This is a genomic window from Nocardia terrae, assembly GCF_009760405.1.
GTDB classification, from domain to species: Bacteria; Actinomycetota; Actinomycetes; order Mycobacteriales; family Mycobacteriaceae; genus Nocardia; species Nocardia terrae.
Window position 1 is genome coordinate 18,862 of record NZ_WRPP01000004.1, and the last position, 19,089, is coordinate 37,950.

General features: G+C 67.6%; 20 protein-coding genes. 7 read left to right on the forward strand and 13 right to left on the reverse strand.

Annotated elements, in window-relative coordinates; translation table 11 throughout:
* Nucleotides 1-13: 13 nt before the first annotated feature.
* Complete coding sequence (locus GPX89_RS20285) at nt 14-739, reverse strand: SDR family oxidoreductase (RefSeq protein ID WP_198347520.1); 726 nt, start codon at nt 737-739, stop codon at nt 14-16.
* A 117-nt stretch (nt 740-856) separates the two neighbouring features.
* Here GPX89_RS20285 and GPX89_RS20290 point away from each other — a divergent pair, with 117 nt between their 5' ends.
* Entirely contained in the window at nt 857-1,435 is a 579-nt protein-coding gene (locus GPX89_RS20290) for a TetR/AcrR family transcriptional regulator (RefSeq protein ID WP_198347521.1), read from the forward strand.
* Here the strand turns inward: GPX89_RS20290 and GPX89_RS20295 are convergent.
* Complete coding sequence (locus GPX89_RS20295; RefSeq protein WP_157389268.1) at nt 1,407-2,051, reverse strand: MerR family transcriptional regulator; 645 nt, start codon at nt 2,049-2,051, stop codon at nt 1,407-1,409. The genes GPX89_RS20290 and GPX89_RS20295 overlap by 29 nt on opposite strands.
* Before the next feature lie 105 nt (nt 2,052-2,156).
* On the reverse strand, nt 2,157-3,617 hold the full coding sequence (locus tag GPX89_RS20300) for a catalase (protein ID WP_157389269.1): 1,461 nt from the start codon (nt 3,615-3,617) through the stop codon (nt 2,157-2,159).
* Between the two features lie 280 nt (nt 3,618-3,897).
* Between GPX89_RS20300 and GPX89_RS20305 the strand changes: the two genes are divergently transcribed.
* Nucleotides 3,898-5,250: a serine hydrolase domain-containing protein gene (locus GPX89_RS20305; protein WP_235947705.1), complete on the forward strand. Its 1,353-nt coding sequence runs from the start codon at nt 3,898-3,900 to the stop codon at nt 5,248-5,250.
* Between the two features lie 12 nt (nt 5,251-5,262).
* On the opposite strand, the gene GPX89_RS20310 is transcribed toward GPX89_RS20305, so the two are convergent.
* From GPX89_RS20310 to GPX89_RS20325, 4 genes are all read right to left on the reverse strand, one after another.
* Nucleotides 5,263-6,513 carry a helix-turn-helix domain-containing protein gene (locus tag GPX89_RS20310; protein ID WP_198347522.1) on the reverse strand — a complete coding sequence of 417 codons (1,251 nt, stop codon included), beginning with the start codon at nt 6,511-6,513 and terminating at the stop codon, nt 5,263-5,265.
* A gap of 749 nt (nt 6,514-7,262) precedes the next feature.
* Nucleotides 7,263-8,294: an aspartate-semialdehyde dehydrogenase gene (locus tag GPX89_RS20315; protein WP_157389270.1), complete on the reverse strand. Its 1,032-nt coding sequence runs from the start codon at nt 8,292-8,294 to the stop codon at nt 7,263-7,265.
* Nucleotides 8,295-8,298: 4 nt separating this feature from the next.
* The gene (locus tag GPX89_RS20320) at nt 8,299-9,564 is read right to left on the reverse strand and encodes an aspartate kinase (protein ID WP_328602078.1); all 1,266 of its coding nucleotides are present in this window, start codon (nt 9,562-9,564) and stop codon (nt 8,299-8,301) included.
* Nucleotides 9,565-9,647: 83 nt separating this feature from the next.
* Nucleotides 9,648-10,076: an SgcJ/EcaC family oxidoreductase gene (locus GPX89_RS20325; RefSeq protein WP_157389271.1), complete on the reverse strand. Its 429-nt coding sequence runs from the start codon at nt 10,074-10,076 to the stop codon at nt 9,648-9,650.
* Nucleotides 10,077-10,171: 95 nt separating this feature from the next.
* Here GPX89_RS20325 and GPX89_RS20330 point away from each other — a divergent pair, with 95 nt between their 5' ends.
* A complete protein-coding gene (locus tag GPX89_RS20330; RefSeq protein WP_157389272.1) occupies nt 10,172-10,636 on the forward strand; it encodes a MarR family winged helix-turn-helix transcriptional regulator in 465 nt (154 codons plus the stop codon).
* 7 nt (nt 10,637-10,643) lie between these two features.
* On the opposite strand, the gene GPX89_RS20335 is transcribed toward GPX89_RS20330, so the two are convergent.
* On the reverse strand, nt 10,644-11,219 hold the full coding sequence (locus GPX89_RS20335) for a dihydrofolate reductase family protein (protein WP_328602079.1): 576 nt from the start codon (nt 11,217-11,219) through the stop codon (nt 10,644-10,646).
* Nucleotides 11,220-11,291: 72 nt separating this feature from the next.
* Between GPX89_RS20335 and GPX89_RS20340 the strand changes: the two genes are divergently transcribed.
* Both GPX89_RS20340 and GPX89_RS20345 read left to right on the forward strand, forming a co-directional pair.
* Nucleotides 11,292-11,870, forward strand: coding sequence for a TetR/AcrR family transcriptional regulator (locus GPX89_RS20340; protein ID WP_157389273.1), 579 nt, complete (start codon nt 11,292-11,294; stop codon nt 11,868-11,870).
* 31 nt (nt 11,871-11,901) lie between these two features.
* The gene (locus GPX89_RS20345; protein ID WP_157389274.1) at nt 11,902-12,084 is read left to right on the forward strand and encodes a DUF1918 domain-containing protein; all 183 of its coding nucleotides are present in this window, start codon (nt 11,902-11,904) and stop codon (nt 12,082-12,084) included.
* 11 nt (nt 12,085-12,095) lie between these two features.
* On the opposite strand, the gene GPX89_RS20350 is transcribed toward GPX89_RS20345, so the two are convergent.
* Nucleotides 12,096-12,491 carry a spore germination protein GerW family protein gene (locus GPX89_RS20350; RefSeq protein ID WP_235947712.1) on the reverse strand — a complete coding sequence of 132 codons (396 nt, stop codon included), beginning with the start codon at nt 12,489-12,491 and terminating at the stop codon, nt 12,096-12,098.
* 167 nt (nt 12,492-12,658) lie between these two features.
* On the opposite strand from GPX89_RS20350, the gene GPX89_RS20355 reads away from it, so the two are divergent.
* Both GPX89_RS20355 and GPX89_RS20360 read left to right on the forward strand, forming a co-directional pair.
* Nucleotides 12,659-13,261 carry an SRPBCC family protein gene (locus tag GPX89_RS20355; protein ID WP_157389275.1) on the forward strand — a complete coding sequence of 201 codons (603 nt, stop codon included), beginning with the start codon at nt 12,659-12,661 and terminating at the stop codon, nt 13,259-13,261.
* Between the two features lie 25 nt (nt 13,262-13,286).
* Nucleotides 13,287-14,495, forward strand: a complete 1,209-nt coding sequence (locus GPX89_RS20360) for a low temperature requirement protein A (protein WP_157389276.1) — start codon at nt 13,287-13,289, stop codon at nt 14,493-14,495.
* Between the two features lie 3 nt (nt 14,496-14,498).
* Here the strand turns inward: GPX89_RS20360 and GPX89_RS20365 are convergent, their stop codons facing one another.
* The 4 genes from GPX89_RS20365 to GPX89_RS20380 form a co-directional block, all read right to left on the reverse strand.
* Nucleotides 14,499-15,311: an ion transporter gene (locus GPX89_RS20365; protein ID WP_328602080.1), complete on the reverse strand. Its 813-nt coding sequence runs from the start codon at nt 15,309-15,311 to the stop codon at nt 14,499-14,501.
* Nucleotides 15,312-15,392: 81 nt separating this feature from the next.
* A complete protein-coding gene (locus GPX89_RS20370) occupies nt 15,393-17,021 on the reverse strand; it encodes a GMC oxidoreductase (RefSeq protein WP_157389277.1) in 1,629 nt (542 codons plus the stop codon).
* A gap of 123 nt (nt 17,022-17,144) precedes the next feature.
* Nucleotides 17,145-17,855, reverse strand: a complete 711-nt coding sequence (locus tag GPX89_RS20375) for a type 1 glutamine amidotransferase (RefSeq protein ID WP_328602081.1) — start codon at nt 17,853-17,855, stop codon at nt 17,145-17,147.
* The gene (locus tag GPX89_RS20380) at nt 17,852-19,075 is read right to left on the reverse strand and encodes a Mur ligase family protein (protein ID WP_157389792.1); all 1,224 of its coding nucleotides are present in this window, start codon (nt 19,073-19,075) and stop codon (nt 17,852-17,854) included. The genes GPX89_RS20375 and GPX89_RS20380 overlap by 4 nt, the downstream gene beginning before the upstream one ends.
* Nucleotides 19,076-19,089: the final 14 nt, after the last annotated feature.

Sequence of the window (19,089 nt, forward strand, 5' to 3'; positions counted from 1 at the left end):
AACTACTGCCTGGTCAACGGCCCGTCGCCAGGCTGGTGCCGCCGTTGGCGTCCAGCACCACGCCGGTGATGAAGCCATTGGTGGCCAGCATGTGGATGGCGCGGGCGATGTCCTCGGGACGGCCGACGCGGCCGACCGGGGTGGTGGCGACCAGGCCGTCGAACAGGGCGGTGCGCTGTTCGGCGGGAACCCGGTCCCACCAAGGGGTGTCGATGACGCCCGGGGAGACGGCATTGATCCGCAGCGGGGCGAGTTCGACGGCCAGCGGCGGGACCATGGCGTCGAGCGCGCCGTTGATGGCGGCCAGGCCCGCGGTGCCGGGGAAGGCGGAGCGGGACGAGCCCGCGGTCACCAGGGTGACCGAACCCTGCGAATCCAGGTGCGGCAGTGCGGCTTGCAGGATGCGCACCTGCGGCCAGAACTTGCCGTCGAAGCCGGCCGCCAGCTGGTCCAGGTCGAGTTCGGCGAAGGGGCCGCTGCCGGCCGAGCCGCTCACCGAGATGATCAGGTGGTCGATGGTTCCGGACTGCGCGAAGAACGCGGCGATCTCGTCCTTGCTGGTGGCATCGAGCGCGTAGCCGGTGGTCTTGCCGCCGATGCGCGCGATGGCCGCGTCCAGCTTGTCCTGCGAGCGCCCGGTGATGACGACCTCGGCGCCGTCGGCCGCGAAGGCGGTGGCGGTGGCCTCGCCGATGCCGGAGCTGCCACCCATGACGACGACGCGCGGTGTTGTGGTCATTGTCGAAAACCTCTCTGTCGCTGTCCGTCTATTCTTACGGAACTGACAGTCTCGACAACGCTGTAATCGAGACTTTTAGTCTCGACAAATCGGTGATGTGCGACACAGGAGGCGGCGGTGACACCCGAACGACCCCATACCGGACGCAGACGCAACGAAGCGACCCACCAGGCCATCCTGGACACGGCCCTGCGGCTGCTCGGCACCTCCGAGGGGGCGGCCGTCACCATCGACGCCATCGCCCGCGCCGCCGGGGTCGGCAAGCAGACCGTCTACCGGTGGTGGCCGTCCAAGGGCGCGCTGCTGCTCGACGCGCTCACCGAGCGGTCGTCACTGCAGGTGCCCACACCCGACACCGGCTCGGTGCGGACCGACCTGCGGACCATCGTCGAGTCGACTTTCCGTGGCGCACAGGATCCTTTGACCGCGCCCGCACTGCGCACCCTGGTACGCGAGTCCGCGCAGGATCCGCATCTCGCCGACCTGCTGCGGACCTTCACCGCACGGCGGCGCGACGCTCTCCACGCGGTGCTCACCCGCGGGCAGCAGCGCGGCGAAATCCCGGCCGACGCCGATCTGAATCTCATGGTCGACGAGTTCTACGGGGTGTTCTGGTACCGCTTCATCCTGGGCCACGCACCCCTCGACGACACCGTAGCCGCGCGCCTCACCGATTCGATCCTGGCTCGGCACTGAAGAATTCGGCCGAGCGATCGGTCTGCGCGAGATGACGCAGCGCGCTGATCAATTCGTCCCCGAGCACGTTTCCGACCACGACGGTCTCGGCCATGCTGTCGATGTCGGGGCGCGAGGCCAGCACGGCCATATCCAATTCGGCGACCGGTTTCAGGGCGCGGGCGTAGTCCTCGAGGCGGTCGGCGATGTCCCCATGTCCGAGTTGGCGTAGCGCGCCGACCACCTCGGCGGCGGCGTGCACAGCCGGATTGTCGGGTCCGACCCGCCAGCCCAGGCGCTCCAGCATGGCACGCACCTCCGTCAGGGCCACCCGCTTCGACTCCTCGTCGCAGAACGCGATGCCGCGGGCGGCGGTGTGCTGGGCGACGCCGAGGATCTTGTGCGTGCCGAGATTCGAATCGTCCAGGGCCGCAATCACATCGCGAGCCGAGGCGATGGAGAGGCCGCCGACCTCGATGAGCGCGCGGATCAGCCGGAGCCGGCGCAGGTGCGAATCGTCGTACTGGGCCTGGTTGTGGCCGGTCGCCTCACCCTTGGGCAGCAGGCCCTCGCGCAGGTAGAACTTGATCGACGGGGTCGATACGCCACTGGCCTTGCTCAGCTCGCCGATTCGCATCGAACCTCCTTGTCGCCGGTCCCCCATCATAGATAGCCGCGTTATCCGCTGGAGATGCGACAAGGCCCGCACCATGGAACATGGTGCGGGCCTTGGATGATCGTGTTACTTGGCGAGCTGCTCGCGCACGCCCACCTCGATGCGCTTGCCGAGATCGGCGTCGACGCTCTTCCAGTAGTCGAACACGCGGCTCAGGATCGGCTCGCGGACGCCGCCGAGGATGTGGCCGACGACGTTGGAGACCAGGCGGTCCCGCTGGGCGTCGTCCATGACCTCGCGGACCAGGGTGCCGGCCTGCGCGAAGTCATTGTCCTCGCGGTGCTGGATGTAGCCGGCCCGGACCATGGTCGGGTCGAACGCCCAGGCGCCGTCGTCGATGGCGCGCTCGGGGTCGGCGTGCGGGCCGCCGAAGGAGTTGGGCGCGTACACCGGAACGCTGGAGGCGTTGTGCTGAAACCGCATCGCGCCGTCCTGCGAGTACGAGTTCACCTGCGCGGCCTTGGCGCGGTTCGGCGGCAGCTGCGCGTAGTTGGCGCCGATCCGGTAGCGGTGCGCGTCGGCGTAGGCGAACACGCGGCCCAGCAGCATCTTGTCCGGCGAGAAGGCAACGCCCGGAACCGTGTTCGAGGGCTCGAAGGCGGCCTGCTCGATATCCACGAAGTAGTTCGCGGGGTTGCGGTTCAGGGTCCAGCGGCCGACCTCGATGAGCGGGTAGTCCTGCTGCGACCAGACCTTGGTCAGGTCGAACGGGTTGAAGCGGTAGTTGTCCGCCTCGGCGACCGGCATGATCTGGACCTTCAGGGTCCAGCTCGGGTGGTCGCCACGCTCGATGGCCTCGTACAGGTCGCGACGGTGGTAGTCGGCGTCCTTACCGGCGATCTCGTCGGCCTCGGCCTGGGTCAGGCACTGGATGCCCTGATCGGTCTTGAAGTGGTACTTCACCCAGAAGCGTTCGCCCGCTTCGTTGATCCACTGGTAGGTGTGCGAGCCGAAGCCGTCCATGTGGCGCAGGGTGGCCGGGATGCCGCGGTCGCCCATGAGCCAGGTGACCTGGTGGGCGGTCTCCGGACGCAGGGTCCAGAAGTCCCACTGCATGTTGGCGTCGCGCAGGCCCGAGCCCGGCAGGCGCTTCTGCGAGTGGATGAAGTCGGGGAACTTGATCGGGTCCTTGATGAAGAACACCGGGGTGTTGTTGCCGACGATGTCGAGGTTGCCCTCGGTGGTGTAGAACTTCACCGCGAAACCGCGGGGGTCGCGCCAGGTGTCGGGCGAGCCCTGCTCACCGGCGACGGTGGAGAAGCGCACCAGCGACTCGGTGCGGGTGCCCGGCTGGAACACCGCGGCCTTGGTGTAGCGGCTCACATCGCCGGTGACGACGAGCTCACCGAACGCGCCCGCGCCCTTGGCGTGCACCACACGCTCCGGCACCCGCTCACGGTTGAACTGGGCCAGCTTCTCGATCAGGTAGTGGTCGTGGAGCAGGATCGGGCCCTGGGTACCCGCGGTGAGCGACTCGTTGTCGCTGGGCACAGGGGCGCCGGTGTTGGTGGTGGTCGCCTTGGTCATGGGTCCGAGCCTGCCGAGTTTTCTGGAACTAGTCAAGAAAAGGGGGCCGGGTAGCGAGTAAACAAAGGTGTATACAGTCGGCGCCGGACGCCGTTGCCCAGATCACATCGTCGGAGCCGGAATAGATCCGGCGCGACCCCCGTTGATGACCATTGCTGGCGTCGGAACAGCCCCGGGCCGCACCCTTCGTCGCTACGAGCGACCACTCGCCGAGAGGCGCTTGTTGGGCGTCAGCGTCAACTTCCCCGGTTCTGCCGGGGGTCCGCGTTAGCCTCGGGCCATGGTGCGCATGCGCAGGGGGTTGGCCGTCGCGATCGCGACGGCCCTGGTGGCGGGCAGCGTGATCATCGGAAGCGGGGTCGCCACGGCGGCACCGCTTCCGGCGCGTTGCGCCGAACCCACCGGGCGGGAATTCCAGCGGGCCGCCGCCGAGGACACGGGACTCGACTCCGGGCGGCTGGCAGCGGCACTGGATTTCGCGGCTTCCCGAAATCGCTTGAACATCCAGGTCTTCCGGCACAACTGCCTGGTCGGCGAGGGGCCGCTCAATGCCGAAACCGGCGGGGTGCCGTGGAATGTCTGGAGCGTGACCAAGAGCGTCGTCTCGCTGATCGCCGGAATAGCCTGGGATCGAGGGAAACTCGACATCGATGCGCCGCTGGACCGTTATCTGCCACCAGGGGTCGGCGATTCGGCGCATCGCGCGATCACCGTGGAGAATCTGCTCCAGGAAACCTCCGGGCTACGCGTGGGCGCGGCCACCGAGGGGATCACCGGCATCGTGCCCATCGATCCGTTCAGCGCGGTGCAGGCGCTGGGCGTGCCGTTCGACGATCCGCCGGGCAGCGCGTTTCAATACAGCCAGCGCAATGTGGATCTGCTGTCCTATGTCGTGGAATTGGCGGTGGGCGAACCCCTGCAGCAATTCGCCCAGCGAGAGCTGTTCGGCCCCATCGGAATTCAGGACTCCGACTACTACTGGGCACGCGACCGTTCCGGCCACGCCTACGGCTACGCGCATCTGTTCATCCCGCCCGACGATCTCGCGCGGCTCGGCATGCTGGTGGCCGAACACGGGAAATGGAACGGGCGCAGCATCGTTTCCGCCGACTACCTGAAACGCGCCACTACCGAATCCGACACCAACCATTGTTACGGCTACCTGTTCTGGACCGGACCCGGCTGCGCGGAGAATCCCGAATTCCTGCCCGCCGACAGCTATTCCATGTCGGGTTTCGGCCTGCAGCACGTATTCATCGTGCCCAGTCTGGATCTGATGGTGATGTGGACCGGCTTCTTCGGCGTCCACACCACGAAGGGTCCGAGCGGCCTGCTCCAATACTGGAACGAGCCACCGCACGAATTCTTCCGCCGCCTGCTGGCCGCGTTCTCCGACAACCCGATCCCGGATCCGGGCCCCTATGTGGAGGCCCCGCCGTCGGTCGACATTCGCGGATATTTCGACCCCGACATCACGCTCGCGGTCTTCGGCGTAGGCCCCGACTCCTACCCCGGCTGTACTCTGACGTCCTGTCTGAACCTCCCCCTGCGCGCACCGTTCAGCGACGCGCCACCGGGCTGCCTGCTGCTGGCATGCGTCGGGCCGGACCCGCGCACACCGGGTATTCGCTGACCGGCCGTGCCCCTACGGGGTGACCGCGGCGCGGCCCGCCAGCTCCCGTAGTTCGTCGGCCGGTCTGCGACCGGCGAACTGCAGCAGATCGCGCACCACTTCGCGGGCGCGATGATCGGTGTGCACCAGTTCGGGCGTTAGTCGCTCGGCATTGAGCAACGCGTCCAAGGCTTCCGCCGCCTGCCGCCGTTGCGCGTGCGCGCGGGCGACGTCGACCAGGAAGCGGGCCTGCCGCTCCGGGGACAGCACGGAGGCGTCCACGGTGCGCGCGGTATCGAGCGCCTCGCCGGCATCACCCAGTTCGACCGCCACCGCCACCGCGTGCACGGCGACGCCGGTCGGACCGAACTCGGTGTCGAAATCGTTGCGGCCCTCGCCCAGCCGGTCGGCCGCGGTGCGTGCTGCGGCCAGCCCGCTGCGGGCCGCCGTGCGATTTCCGTCCGTCGCCGCGATCACCGCCAGCATGAGCTGCAGAGATCCGTAGAGCGACAAGACTTCCGGCTTCGGATGCTCCGACGCCGCCTGGGCGGCCAGCGCCGCCACCGACACCCGCGCCGCCTGTTCGGCCTGTTCCAGCCGTTGCAGTCGCAGGAACGCCTGTGCCATGCGGTAGGTCCCGGCCACCACGCTGAGCGCGTCGCCGGATTCCTCGGCCGCGGACAGCGCGCGGTCGGCCGCGACCCAGGCCGCGTCGACTTCTTCCTGACGGGTGAACGCGGTCGCGGCCACCTGGTAGGCGCGCGAGAGCAGGGTCAGCACCTCGGGCCGCTGCGTGGTGGTCGACCGCGCGGCGTGCTCGAGATCCGGAATGAGTTCCAGCAGACTGCTGCCCACTTCGATCAGTCGTGATTCGTGTGCCAGCTGCCAGGCCAGGTCCACACGTTCTTGTAGCTTCGAGAGCTCGAGCGCCGCAGTGTTGGCTCCAAGACTGCGATCGTCCTCGTCTCCGAAGAGTTGTTCCAGTGCGGGATGTCCGGTGAGCAGCAGCCGCAGTTGCTCGAAAACCGCGGATCCGGGCCGATGCCCGTCGCCGCGATCGGCGGCCATGGGTTCGGCCGCCTCGGGTCTCAGGTCGCGTACCGCCACGCCGAGCACGTCCGCCAGTCTTTGCAGAACGGACAGTCGCTCAACAGGCAGGACGTCTCGCTCGACCTGCGATACCCAGCTTTCCGAGCGACGTATGGCCGCTCCCAACTCTTTTTGCGATAGCCCCCGCCTCCGGCGCAACTCCGCTACCCGTGCCCCAAGGGTACTTTCGGCCACCGGGTCAAACTCCTTCTGCCTGATCGGCTTTCCCGGCCGTCACCGCCCGCTTGTTTCGCCGATGTCTACCATGCCCTTCTCCTTCCGCCCTTTCCGTCCAGACGGGATCTGCCGACAAGGATTCCAGACCGGGCGAGCTTACGGCGCACAGTATGGAACATGGATTTTTCTTATTGCACCGCAATTTTTCTGTGTTTAACGTTTGAAGAGGACCCGTCGAACCAAACGGACGACAAGAGGTGGTCATGCCCGGCGAACTGTTCTTCTTCCTACTCGGAGCCGGAATCGGCGGCGCGGCAATGTGGTTCGCGGCGTGCGCCCTTGCGGCCACCAAGTATTCCTCCACTGCCGACGGGGCGACGGTGCAATCCATCACCGCACGCCTCGAACGCGAGGGTATCCGGAACTCGCGCGCGATGAAAGGTCAACCAGCAGCGCACCGGGCACACTCGAGATGACCGCCGCGCCCCGCACCGACGAAGTCCATGTACGGCTGAGGTTTCCCGGAGGAATGATCTTGGATTACCGCGCCGAGCGCGCAATTGCCGAACGCCTCGCAGCGCATTTGCGACCCCACCGCATAGAAGTCACCATCGACGTTCAGCCGACCGGCCTACTCCCGCCGCTCCCGTGTGCCGAACTGTGGACAGATTGACCAACTTTCGCCGGATATGACCGGGGGACCCTCGCCAATATTCGAAAACGGACCGTGCACTTTGTCGTGCACGGTCCGTTACGTATATATCTGATCAGTTGTTCAGAAGAACTTCGGCGATCTGAATCGTGTTGAGCGCCGCGCCCTTCCGAAGATTGTCACCGGAGATGAACAGCGCCAGACCACGGCCGTCCGGCACACCCGGATCCTGGCGGATGCGGCCGACCAGCGACTCGTCGATGCCGGCGGCGGCCAGCGGGGTGGGGACGTCGGTGAGCTTCACGCCCGGGGCCTTGGCCAGCAGTTCCTCGGCCCGCTCCACCGAAAGCGGCTGCGCGAACTCGGCATTGATGGACAGCGAGTGGCCGGTGAAGACCGGCACGCGCACGCAGGTGCCACTGACCAGCAGATCCGGCAGACCCAGGATCTTGCGGGACTCGTTGCGCAGCTTCTGGTCCTCGTCGGTCTCGCCGCTGCCGTCGTCCACCAGCGAACCCGCCAGCGGGATCACGTCGAAGGCGATGGGGGCCACGTACTTGTTCGGGGCCGGGAACTCCACGGCCGAACCGTCGTGCACCAGCTTCTCGGCGTCGCCGATGACGGCGCGCACCTGGCTCGCGAGTTCCTCGACCCCGGCCAGACCCGAGCCCGAAACCGCCTGGTAGCTGGACACGATCAGGCGCTGGAGGCCCGCCTCGTCGTGCAGCACCTTCAACACCGGCATGGCGGCCATGGTGGTGCAGTTCGGGTTGGCGATGATGCCCTTGACCAGGTTGCGGGTCGCCTCCGGGTTCACCTCGGAGACCACCAGCGGCACCTCGGGATCCTTGCGCCAGGCCGAGGAGTTGTCGATGACCGTGACACCGGCGGCCGCGAAACGCGGAGCCTGGACCCGGGACATGGTGGCGCCGGCCGAGAACAGCGCGATGTCCAGGCCGCTCGGGTCGGCGATCTCGGTGTCCTCGACCACGATGTCCTTGCCGCGGAACGGCAGCGTCTTGCCCGCCGAGCGCGCGGACGCGAAGAAGCGCACCTCGTCAGCCGGGAAGTTGCGCTCCTCGAGCAGCTTTCGCATGACCGCGCCGACCTGACCGGTCGCGCCGACGACGCCTACACGCACGCCCATCGCCTTACCGCCCCGTTCCGCCGTGGACCACGGCCACTTCGTCGCCGCCCAGATCGAACGCCGAGTGCAGCACCTTCACGGCCTCGTCCAGGTCGGTGTCCTTGACCAGCACCGAGATCCGGATCTCGGAGGTGGAGATGAGGTCGATGTTGATGCCGGCTTCCGCGAGCGACTCACAGAAGGTGGCGGTCACGCCCGGGTGCGACTTCATGCCCGCGCCGACCAGCGACACCTTGCCGATGTGGTCGTCGTACACGACCTGGGAGAAGCCGATCTCGCCCTGCCGCTTGGTGAGCAGCTCGACGGCGCGCGGGCCCTCCAGCTTGGGCAGGGTGAAGGTGATGTCGGTCTTGCCCGTCTCCACCTTCGAGATGTTCTGCAGCACCATGTCGATATTGATCTCGGCATCGGCGACCGCGCGGAACACCTTGGCGGCGTAGCCCGGCTCGTCCGGAATGCCGACCACGGTCACCTTGGCCTCGCTGCGGTCGTGCGCGACGCCCGTGAGGATTGCTTGCTCCAAGGGGATGTCCTCCATCGATCCGGTAATCATGGTGCCCGTCTTGTCGGTGTACGAGGACCGCACGTGGACGGGCACGTTGTAGCGGCGCGCGTACTCGACGCAGCGCAGCATGAGAACTTTCGAGCCGCAGGCGGCCATCTCCAGCATTTCCTCGTAGGAGACGGTGTCCAGCTTCTGGGCGTCGGAGACGATGCGCGGGTCGGCGGAGAAGACGCCGTCCACATCGGTGTAGATCTCGCAGACATCGGCATTGAGCGCGGCGGCCAGCGCGACGGCGGTGGTGTCGGAACCGCCGCGGCCCAGCGTGGTCACGTCCTTGCTGTCCTGACTGACGCCCTGGAAGCCCGCGACCAGCACGATGGTGCCCTCGCCGAGCGCCTGCTGCACCCGGCCCGGGGCCACGTCGATGATCTTGGCGTTGCCGTGCGTGCCGGTGGTGATGACACCGGCCTGCGAACCGGTGAATGAGCGGGCCTCGGCGCCGAGCGAATGAATGGCCATGGCGACCAGCGCATTGGAGATGCGCTCACCGGAGGTGAGGAGCATGTCCATCTCGCGGGCCGGGGCGGCGGGTGCGACCTGCTGGGCCAGATCGAGGAGTTCGTCGGTGGTGTCGCCCATGGCGGAGCACACGACGACCACATCGTGGCCCTGCTTCTTGGTCTCGATGATCCGCTCGGCGACCCGACGGATGCGCTCGGCGGTGGCGACCGAGGATCCTCCGTACTTCTGGACGACTAGAGCCACGGCGGAAATCCTCCAAGATCGACAAACTGCTGCTACCGACCCACAAGACTACCGACCGAGGTCCACGGGATTTCGGTTGCCTCCTACTGCCTGGCAAACAGAGCGTTGAACAGCCAGTGGTACTTGGTGTTCTGGAACGCGGCGACCGACCAGTCCCCATCGCGGCGGACCACCACGTAGAGGACCATCTTGGTGTTGAAGCGATTGCGCTTCTTTCTTCCCCTCACCACCGCGCCCCGCCCGTGCACCAGCGCGACATCCGGCGTCACGAAACGCACCGAGGTGATCTCGCCGTCGGTCCGGGTGCCCTTCAGATATTTCGCGAACAGCGGCGCGTGCGCGGAGTCGATGGCCTCCCGTCCGGAAAGTCGCTGGCCGAACCAGGTGACGTAATCGGCGTCGGGCGCGAAGACGGCCGCGAAGGCCGTGGCGTCGCCCGCTTCCCACGCACCGTCGGCCCGGGCCAGGAGTTCGCGGACCGCTTCCTCGTCGGTGAGCTGCTGTGTGGTCATGACATCCCCCTCGGATATCTGCTCTGATCATCAACTGAATCAGTAAGTAGTTGAATGAGTAAGATATTGTCCGAGTAAGACTAAGCTGTCAAGGGATGAGCAAGAAACACGACGAGCTGGGGGCCGCACTCACCTTCGCCGCCCAGCGCAGCGCGACCGATGCCGTGATGCTGCACGGCGCGATGGCCGACAAGCTCGGCCTGCACGTCACCGACCTGCGGTGCCTGACCATGCTGCGGGCCAGCGGACCCGCCACCGCGGGCGAACTCGCCCAGCGCACCGGCCTGACCACCGGGGCCATCACCCGGATGATCGACCGGTTACTGAAGGGCGGATTCGTTCGGCGCGAACATGATTCGACAGATCGGCGGCGGGTGATCATCACCGCGGAAGAGGACCGGATCGCCGAAATCGCGCCGCACTACGAGGTGCTGGCACGCGAATTCGGCAAGATCGCGGCCGACTATTCGAACGAACAGCTGGAACTGCTGCTCGAGATCTTCAATCGCCTGCACGAGACCTCGGTGCACGTCACCGCGCTACTGCGTGCAGGCGATTGAGCCGTACTCAGATCCGATCGAACCAGGTCACCTGGGTGCCGTTGGCGAACTCCCGGCGCTGGGCGACCTTGAAGAGGGTCGGGTCGAAGTTGCCGACGATCATCGGCTGCCCCGCGCCCGCGAGGACCGGATAGCTCTTGATGATCAGCTGATCGATCTCACCGAGCAGCTGACCGGCCAGGTCCGCACCGCCGCAGAGCCAGATGTCCAGGCCCTCTTCCTTCTTCAACCGCCGGACCAGCTCGACAGCGTCACCGGAGACGACCTCCACCTGCGGATTCTCGACGGGTGCGAGAGTGCGCGAGAAGACGTACTGCTTCAGATGGTTGAACGGGCTGTCCGTTCCGGCGGCGAGGCCGGGTTCGTAGCTGCCACGACCCATGAGCACCGTGTCGAAGTGCCGATTCGGCGTATCGATCGGCATGCCGATCATTTCCCGAACGTGGGTCGGGACGGTGTCCGGCATGGCCTCGCCGAACCAGCCCATCATGTCCTCGCCGATCGGATAGAACTCCACCTCGTCCTGCGGACCGGCGATGTAACCGTCGAGAGAGACCGCCACGTAGTAGACAAGCTTTCGCACGATTTACCGCCTTGTTCATAGTACTATGTCCGTAGTGATTACTAACGTAGTACTACACATGGAGTGGTGTCAATGGCCCGGACGAATCCGGAACGACGAAACGCGTTGATCGACGCCGGGATCGAGGTCCTGGCCCGCGACGGCGCGCGCGGACTGACCTTCCGCGCGGTCGACAAGGAGGCCGGGGTACCCGCCGGCACGGCCTCCAACTACTTCCCGAATCGGGACGAGCTGCTGATCCAGGCCGGGCATCGGTTCTACGAACGGCTGCAGCCCAGCGCCGAGACGATGGACCACCTGTTCACCGGCCCGCGCACCCGCGAGACCATCGCGGAGCTGATGACCGAGGTCGTCACGCGGATCAGCGGCTTCCGCACCGGCTACCTGGCCCTGCTGGAACTGCGGCTGGAGGCCACCCGCCGCCCCGACCTGCAGGCCATCCTCACCGAGCGGGTGCGCGCCGACATCGACTTCAACGTGCGCAACCACCTGGACTCCGGGCTGCCCGGCGACGCCGACTCGGTGCTGCTGCTCTACCTGGCCCTGAACTGGCTCATTCTCGAAAGACTCACGCTGCCCGGCGTTTTCGACGACGCGGAGGCGACGCGCCTGATCGAGATGGCGGTGCAACGCGCCATCCCGGCCTTGTGACGAGCATCACCTCGGGCGAATAATCCGAAGTATGCGAGCAAGTGTCGGTGACCACCTGGTCATTCATGGGCGCAGGGTCGACCTCCCCGACCACACCGCGGAAATCGTCGAAGTGCGCGGGGCCGACGGCGAACCGCCGTACGTCGTGCGCTTCCCCGACGGCCGGACGAGTCTGGTGTTCCCGGGCCCGGACTCGGTGGTCCGGCCCGGGTAGCCCCCGCCGGATTACGGCGATTCAGCCTGTGCCGCTCCGTTTTTCGCGACCTCGGTCTCGGCCCACGCCTGCATCACCAGCCGTTTGCGCTGGATCACCAGGCGGGTGATCAGCGCGACGACCAGCACCCGGGCGATCGCCGAGATCAGCGCGTTGACATCGACGGCGGGCCGCCAGTCGACCTTGCCGTCCTTGAGCACATAAGCCCCGACCGGTTTCGCGCCGAATCCGAATCCGACGCCCTCACCCTGCTCCCCCTCGGACGGACCACCGCCGCCCCCGCCTCCGCCACCGCCGACCGAGGCGACGGGAATCACTGTGACGCCGCCGGATTCGGTGGGCTCGCCGAAGACGCGCTTGGCGGTCATGGCGTCACGGTTCTGGGCCAGAATCTCCGCGTATTTCATCGCGGCCTCCCAAGTATTTGCGACCGCGTTCCAGTCTAGGTGGATTCCCATGTCAGGCAGGGAAAATCGGTCCAACAAGACTGACCAGTCGGTAGAAAGCGGCAGGAGGCACAGTTGACTCTCCGAGCGACGCTGGTCACAATCGGTCCCCGAATGGAAGGGTAGATATGCGCACGAAGACTGATCACCGGTTCGTCATCGACATCGATCCCGGACAGGTGATGGATGCGTTGCTCATGGTCGAGCAGATGCCCGACTGGTCCCCCTCCCATCAGGACGTCCGGGTCGCCACCCGGGACAAGGCCGGCCGTCCCAAACGCGTCTACATCTCGGCCAATCTCATGGGCCGCCCCGACCGGCAGGTCGTCGAGTACAAGTGCAGCGAGAACCGCGTCGAATGGCAGGTCTCCGAATCCAGCGCCGGCGCCGGCGGCAAGGGCTGGTTCGACCTCACCGAGACCGAGGACGGCGCCACCGAAGTCTGGTACCACTCCGAGCTCTACCTGCCGATTCCCGCGCCCGGCATGCTGCTCAAGCGCAGCGCCCGCCGCGAGGGCGACGCCATGATCAGCAACTTCGTCGCCTTCGTCGAAGCCGTCACCGGCATCGAGGGACTCGCCGAGGTGGAGGAGGCGCCCTACACCGAAGCCGCGCCCACCGAGTTCGAGCAGTCCGGCGGCAGCTATGTCCAGCCCGGCTACGCCCAGCCCGGATACGCGCAGCGTATCGACTACGGCCGTAATTTCGAGCCGGGCTTCGGTACCGCGTAGATAATTTCCGGGCAGTATGTCTCCCATGCCCGGTTCCCCACGCACCCGCATGATGCCGGTCGCCGAGGACGCTTCGGTGACCCAGCTGGAACTGTTCTTCGACCTGGTGATCGTCTTCGCCTTCACCATGGTCACCGACTTCGCCGCGCACGAGACCACCGCGGTCAATCTGCTGCGCGCCCTGCTGATCCTGACCATGCTGTGGTGGGCCTGGATCGGCTACTCCTGGCTCGGCAATGTGATCAAGGCCGACGAGGGCATAGCGCGGGTGGCCATGTTCGTGGCCATGGGCGCGGTCTTCCTCATCGCGCTCACCATTCCCGAGGCCTTCCACGATCTGCCCGGCGGCTGGTACGGGCCGCTGGTCTTCGTCATCGCGTATCTGGCCGTGCGCTTCATCCACCTGAGCGTGTTCTGGCTGGCCAGCACCCACGACGCGCAGCTGCGCCGCCAGGTGATCCGCTGGGCCGCGGGCTCTCTCAGCGTGGCCAGCGTGCTGCTGGTCATCGGCGCGATGACCTCCGGCACCGCGCAACTGGCGCTGTGGCTGGCCGCCCTGGCCTGGGACATGGGCTGGACCTTCTTCGCGGGCAACGAGTGGCGGCTCTACTCCGCCTCGCATTTCGCCGAACGGTACGGGCTGATCGTCATCATCGCGCTGGGGGAATCCATCGTGGAGATCGGCGTCGGCGTGGCCGGGCTGCCGATCTCCTGGTCCATCACCGTGGGGTCGATGCTGGGTCTGGCGGTGGCGGGCCTGCTGTGGTGGGCCTACTTCGACGTGGCCGCGCTGGTGGTGGAGCATGCGATGCATCGGGCCCAAGGCGAGCGCCGGATCCAGATCGCCCGCAACTGCTACACCTTCTGGCACTACCCGATGATCGCCGGAATCGTGGCCATGGCACTGGGTTTGAAGAAGGTGCTCAGCTACGTCGGTGGGGCGCAGGGGCATTCGCTCAGCGACGCGCTGCACGGCATCCCGCTGTTCGCGCTGTACGGCGGCGTCATCGCGTATCTGATCGCGCTGGTCGGGTTCCGGCACTACGCGACCGGCAAGCTGCTGACGCCGCGAGTGGTGGCGGTGGTGGCGCTGCTCGCCCTGATTCCGGTCGCGTGGGTGCTGCCCGCCCTGGCCGCGCTGGGCGTGCTGTGCGCGGTGCTGCTGGCGCTGATCGTGTTCGAGGTGGTGGTGTACGCCCAGCCGCGCGACGCCATCCGGCACGGGCTGAACTGAGGCTCAGGGAATGCGTGGCGCCGTGCGGTGGTCGATCGCCTCGGGCACCCGCTCCCCCGCGTGCACGGCCTCCCGGATCTGATTGATGTTCTCGCGCAGCGCGTCCGCCACCAGCTCGTCGGTGCGCGGGTCGGCCAGTACCTGGAAGACGACGCGGAAACTGGCGTCGGCGATGCCGCGGATCATCTCCTCGTGGAACGGGACGTAGCGCACCCGGCCCAATTGCGGGTCCTGCCGGATGATCTCGAGGATCATCTGGTCGATCTCGGTGCGATTCTCCTCGAGCGCGCTGGCGATGTTCCGGGTGTAGTGGCCGGTGCGCAACACCTCGGCGACCTCCTCGAGCACCGCCACGGTCACCGGGCGTTTGATCGCGTCGACGATCGCGCCCACCGAACGGTTGACCACGGCCGCGGTGATGCGGTCGCCGAAGGCGCGGTCGGCGACCCGGCCCAGCCGGACCACGATCACCACTATCCGCAGCAGCCGGAAGCCGCGGAAGAAGGGGCTGGTCACCGGGATCATGCCGAGGACCTCGTACCAGTAGACGAAGGGGAAGGTCCAGCCCCAGCCCTCGTGCCGCCAGCGCCACAGGAATTCGGCGAGGAAGACGCCGCAGATGCTGTAGTCGACGACGCGGATGATCCGGTAGTGCTGATCCGAGACCGGGAAGAACGTCACCCAGGTGACCAGCACGACCGAGACCACCGCGAGGGCCAGCATGACGAAATCGGTCCACAGCGCCGGTGGCTTGTGCGGGAATTCGTCCGCTTCCGGTGCCCCCGGCACTCCGCCGATCGCTTCGAGCGCGGCCACGGCAACCCCTTCCTCATCGAACGGTCCTGCCAGGGTAATGGGCGCGAATGACCGGCGAGGCGGCGTGGCACCGCGGTCGGGCTACCTCCCGGCGCGGAGGATGGCCTCGATATTGCGTTCGGCCACAGCGGTGATCGTGAGCGACGGGTTCACCGTGGCGGTGCTGCCGGGAATGGCCGCGCCGTCCATGACGTACAGACCGGGATGCCCGATGACGCGCCCGTTGCCGTCGGTGGCCCGCCCCAGCACCGCGCCGCCGAGCGGGTGCGCGGTGAAGAAGCCTTGCGCGTCATAGCCGATCGGCGTGTAGTCCATCATCGAGCCGCCGGCCTGGGCGACCTTGTGATCCACGGCCCGGCAGGCCGCCACCACCTGATCCTGGGCCGCCTTGGGCCAGCTCAGTCCGACGCCGTTGCTCGCGCGGTCGTAGCCGAAGCGGGCGCGGGTCGGATCCAGCACGATGCCCAGCGAGGCGATCGCGCCGGTGTCGACCGGAATGCCCGGCACATACCAGCTTTCGAGCTGCAGCGGCATGCCCGACTCGTCGAGGATGCGGCTGGCGCTGGGCACGCCGCCGCCGGTCATGGACGGGGAGCTGATGCTGCGGGCCAGCACCACATCACCGTTGGTGCCCCAGCCGTCGCCGACGTGCTCGTTGAGGTTGGGCAGGGTGCCGGTGGCCTGTGCGCGCACCAGCAGTTCGGAGGTGCCCACCGAGCCCGCGCCCAGGAACAGGCGGTCGCAGGTCAGGGTGCGGGTGCCGAGCACCTGGCCGGTGGGCGCCAGCTTGGACACCGAGACCACGTATTTGCCGCCGCCGTCCTGGCCGATCGAGTCGACCCGGTGGCCCGGGAAGATGGCCGAGCGGCCGGTGCCCTCGGCGTAGCGCAGGTAGTTCTGATTCAGGTCGAACTTGGCGCCGTTGGAGTTTCCGAGATTGCTGCGCGACGCGGTCGCCGACGCGCGGCTGCCGCCCGCCAGCTCGGAACGGATGACATCCCAGTTGAAGATCGAATCATTGGCCTGCGGGTCGTATCCCGCCGCTCGCACCTGCTGATCCCACACCCGGGAGTGGGTGAAGGGCGCGGAGTTGTACACATCAGCGGGCATGGTGGACAGCCGCAGCATCTGCCGGACCCGCGGGTAGTAGACCGAGTCCAGTTCGTCGTAGTTCACCACGCCCTGAAAGACCTGGTCGAACAGATGCTTCGGCGGCGCGACCATGGCCCCGGTGAACACGATGGAGCCGCCGCCGACGGCCGCGGCCCGCCATACGTCGATGCCCGGATACTCCGTGACGTCCAGTACGCCACCGAAATCCGAGCACGGCATGGGGACCTTGGTGACGCCGGTGAAGCTGGTGCGATGCCAGAAGCCGCGCCCGTCGGGCAGGTCGTCGCCGGTGAAGATCTCGCGCCACGGATCGTTGGGCCAGCGCGAGCCGCGCTCCAGCACCGTGTTCTGCACGCCCGCCTCGGCCAGCCGCAGCGCCGTCACCGCGGCCCCGAAACCGGAGCCGATGACAATGGCCTCGCTGTGTTCGGGCGGATCCGGTAGCGGCGCAAAGATTTCCGGTACCCACGCCTGGAACAGCGCGTCCCACAGCGGATTGGCCGACGCGGTCCCGGCGCCGCGCGTGGCGGCCCCCGTCCCGACGCCCGCCAGCAGAGCCGCCATCCCGGCAGCCTTGAGCACGGCGCGTCTACGCAACCGGCCACCTCCCTCTGTGTCCGTGACCGCGCGCGAGATTACCGGTCGGTCGGCAGTGTCTCAACAGGTTCGTCGCCCATCACAACGATCAGCCGACCCGTCTGGCGGAAATACCCGATTCGCTCAGGCCCGCAGGCGTTCGCGGCGGAGCTGATCGACTTCGGGGAGCTCCAGTGGCGGAAGCGAATCCACGCCCAGGGCGCGGCAGAGCAGATAGTCGGCCAGCTCCGGATTCCGGGCCAGGGCGGGGCCGTGCATGTAGGTGCCGAGCACCGAACCCTGGACGACGCCCTCGAGGCCGTCGCCCACACCGTTGCCGACGCCCTTGGTGACCCGTCCCAGCGGCTTGGCGTCCCCGCCGAGCTTGGTTCCGCCCCGGTGGTTTTCGAAGCCCGTGAGGGGCTGCGAGAGGCCAGGAATCAACGGCTGGGTGGCGACCTCGCCGATGGCGCGCTTGTCCTGCGGCGAGGTGGTGACGTCGAAAAGGCCGACGCCGTCGACACGTTCGCCCGAGGAGGTCTCGTACCAGTGCCCGAGCACCTGGATGGCGGCGCAGATGGCCAGCACCGGCGCACCGCGCCCGGCGGCCTCCTGCAGGCCCGGGTAGCGCTGCAGGTGGCGGGTCGCCAGGCGCTGGGCCGAGTCCTCCGCGCCGCCGAGGGTGTAGACGTCGAGCGAGTTGGGAACCGGCTCGGTCAGCGGGATTTCGACGATCTCGGCGTCGTGGCCGCGCATGCGGGCACGCTGGCGCAGCACGACGGCATTGCCGCCGTCGCCGTAGGTGCCCATGACATCGGGCAGGACGAGGCCGATGCGGATGGTCGATTCGCTCACTTGGTGCCCGCCTCCAGGTCGCGGTTCAGGTCGCGGAACGCGGTGTAGTTGGCCAGCACCTCGACGCGGCCCGGCGGGCAGGACGCGATGGCGCGCAAGGGATCCGCCACGGTGGTGTGCTCGACGCCGGCGTAGGTCAGGCGCACCGCGAGATCGGTGGCGCGCTCGCCTGCGGCCACCACCTGGGTGCCCTCGAAGTGCTCGAAGCGCACGTCCCACAGCCAGGACAGATCCTCGCCGTCGGGCACCTGGCCGTTGACCGCGATCACCAGACCCGTTGCGGCCGGGTCGATCATGGACAGCGCCTCCTGCCAGCCGGCGGGATTCTTGGCCAGCAGCATGCGGGTGCTGCGGCCGTCCACGTCGACGCTGCGGTAGCGGCCCGCGATCTCGCGGACGGTGCCGGTGGCCTGCGCCGCCCGCACCGGATCGGCTCCCAGCGCGACCGCGGCCGCCACGGCCTGCGCGGCATTGCCACGGTTGGCGCGTCCCGGAAGCGCAAGGGACAGCGGGATTTCCAGGCCGTCGGGGCCGTGCAGCCCCTGCTCGTCGACCCGCCACTGCGGTTCGGGACGTTGGAAATCCGCTCCCGTGCTGTACCAGTGCTCGCCCTCCCACACGATGGGCTCGCCGCTGCGCGGGCAGCTGGTGGCGTCCACCGACCAGCCGCTGCCGGCCGACACCCACACCACATTCGGATGGTCGTAGGCGATGGAGGTCACCAGCACGTCGTCGCAGTTGGCGACGAGCACGGCCGCGGGATGCCGGGCCATGCCCTCGCGCAGGCGGCGCTCGATCATATTGATCTCGCCGACCCGGTCGAGCTGGTCGCGGGACAGGTTCAGCAACACCACGACCGACGGGTTGAGCGCGTCGGCCACGTGCGGCAGGTGCAGCTCGTCGACCTCGATGGCCGCCAGCGGCGCGGCGCGGTGCGCGGTGAGCGCGGCCACGATCCCGGCATCCATGTTCGCGCCGTCGGCCTGGGTGGCGACCCGGCCGAGGGTCTGGAGCGCGGCGGTGGTCATCCGGGTGGTGGTGGATTTGCCATTGGTGCCGGTGATCAGCACCGTGCGCTTGCCGCGACCCAGCTGCGCCATGAGCGAGGGGTCGATCTTCAGCGCGATCAGCCCGCCGATCATGGAGCCGTTGCCGCGCCCGGCCCGCCGGGAGGCCCACGACGCGGCCGTCGCCGCCCGCAGCGCCAGCTGTCCGCGCATCGAGATGTCTGCCA

What these genes read in the sequence shown, in the direction of transcription:
- GPX89_RS20380 (WP_157389792.1), bottom strand. Translation starts at nt 19,075, where the DNA reads ATGCGCGGACAGCTGGCGCTGCGGGCGGCGACGGCCGCGTCGTGGGCC.
- GPX89_RS20305 (WP_235947705.1), top strand. Translation starts at nt 3,898, where the DNA reads ATGGTGCGCATGCGCAGGGGGTTGGCCGTCGCGATCGCGACGGCCCTG.
- GPX89_RS20325 (WP_157389271.1), bottom strand. Translation starts at nt 10,076, where the DNA reads ATGACCACACAGCAGCTCACCGACGAGGAAGCGGTCCGCGAACTCCTG.
- GPX89_RS20330 (WP_157389272.1), top strand. Translation starts at nt 10,172, where the DNA reads ATGAGCAAGAAACACGACGAGCTGGGGGCCGCACTCACCTTCGCCGCC.
- GPX89_RS20295 (WP_157389268.1), bottom strand. Translation starts at nt 2,051, where the DNA reads ATGCGAATCGGCGAGCTGAGCAAGGCCAGTGGCGTATCGACCCCGTCG.
- GPX89_RS20355 (WP_157389275.1), top strand. Translation starts at nt 12,659, where the DNA reads ATGCGCACGAAGACTGATCACCGGTTCGTCATCGACATCGATCCCGGA.
- GPX89_RS20285 (WP_198347520.1), bottom strand. Translation starts at nt 739, where the DNA reads ATGACCACAACACCGCGCGTCGTCGTCATGGGTGGCAGCTCCGGCATC.
- GPX89_RS20340 (WP_157389273.1), top strand. Translation starts at nt 11,292, where the DNA reads ATGGCCCGGACGAATCCGGAACGACGAAACGCGTTGATCGACGCCGGG.
- GPX89_RS20360 (WP_157389276.1), top strand. Translation starts at nt 13,287, where the DNA reads ATGCCCGGTTCCCCACGCACCCGCATGATGCCGGTCGCCGAGGACGCT.
- GPX89_RS20300 (WP_157389269.1), bottom strand. Translation starts at nt 3,617, where the DNA reads ATGACCAAGGCGACCACCACCAACACCGGCGCCCCTGTGCCCAGCGAC.
- GPX89_RS20345 (WP_157389274.1), top strand. Translation starts at nt 11,902, where the DNA reads ATGCGAGCAAGTGTCGGTGACCACCTGGTCATTCATGGGCGCAGGGTC.
- GPX89_RS20350 (WP_235947712.1), bottom strand. Translation starts at nt 12,491, where the DNA reads ATGAAATACGCGGAGATTCTGGCCCAGAACCGTGACGCCATGACCGCC.
- GPX89_RS20315 (WP_157389270.1), bottom strand. Translation starts at nt 8,294, where the DNA reads ATGGGCGTGCGTGTAGGCGTCGTCGGCGCGACCGGTCAGGTCGGCGCG.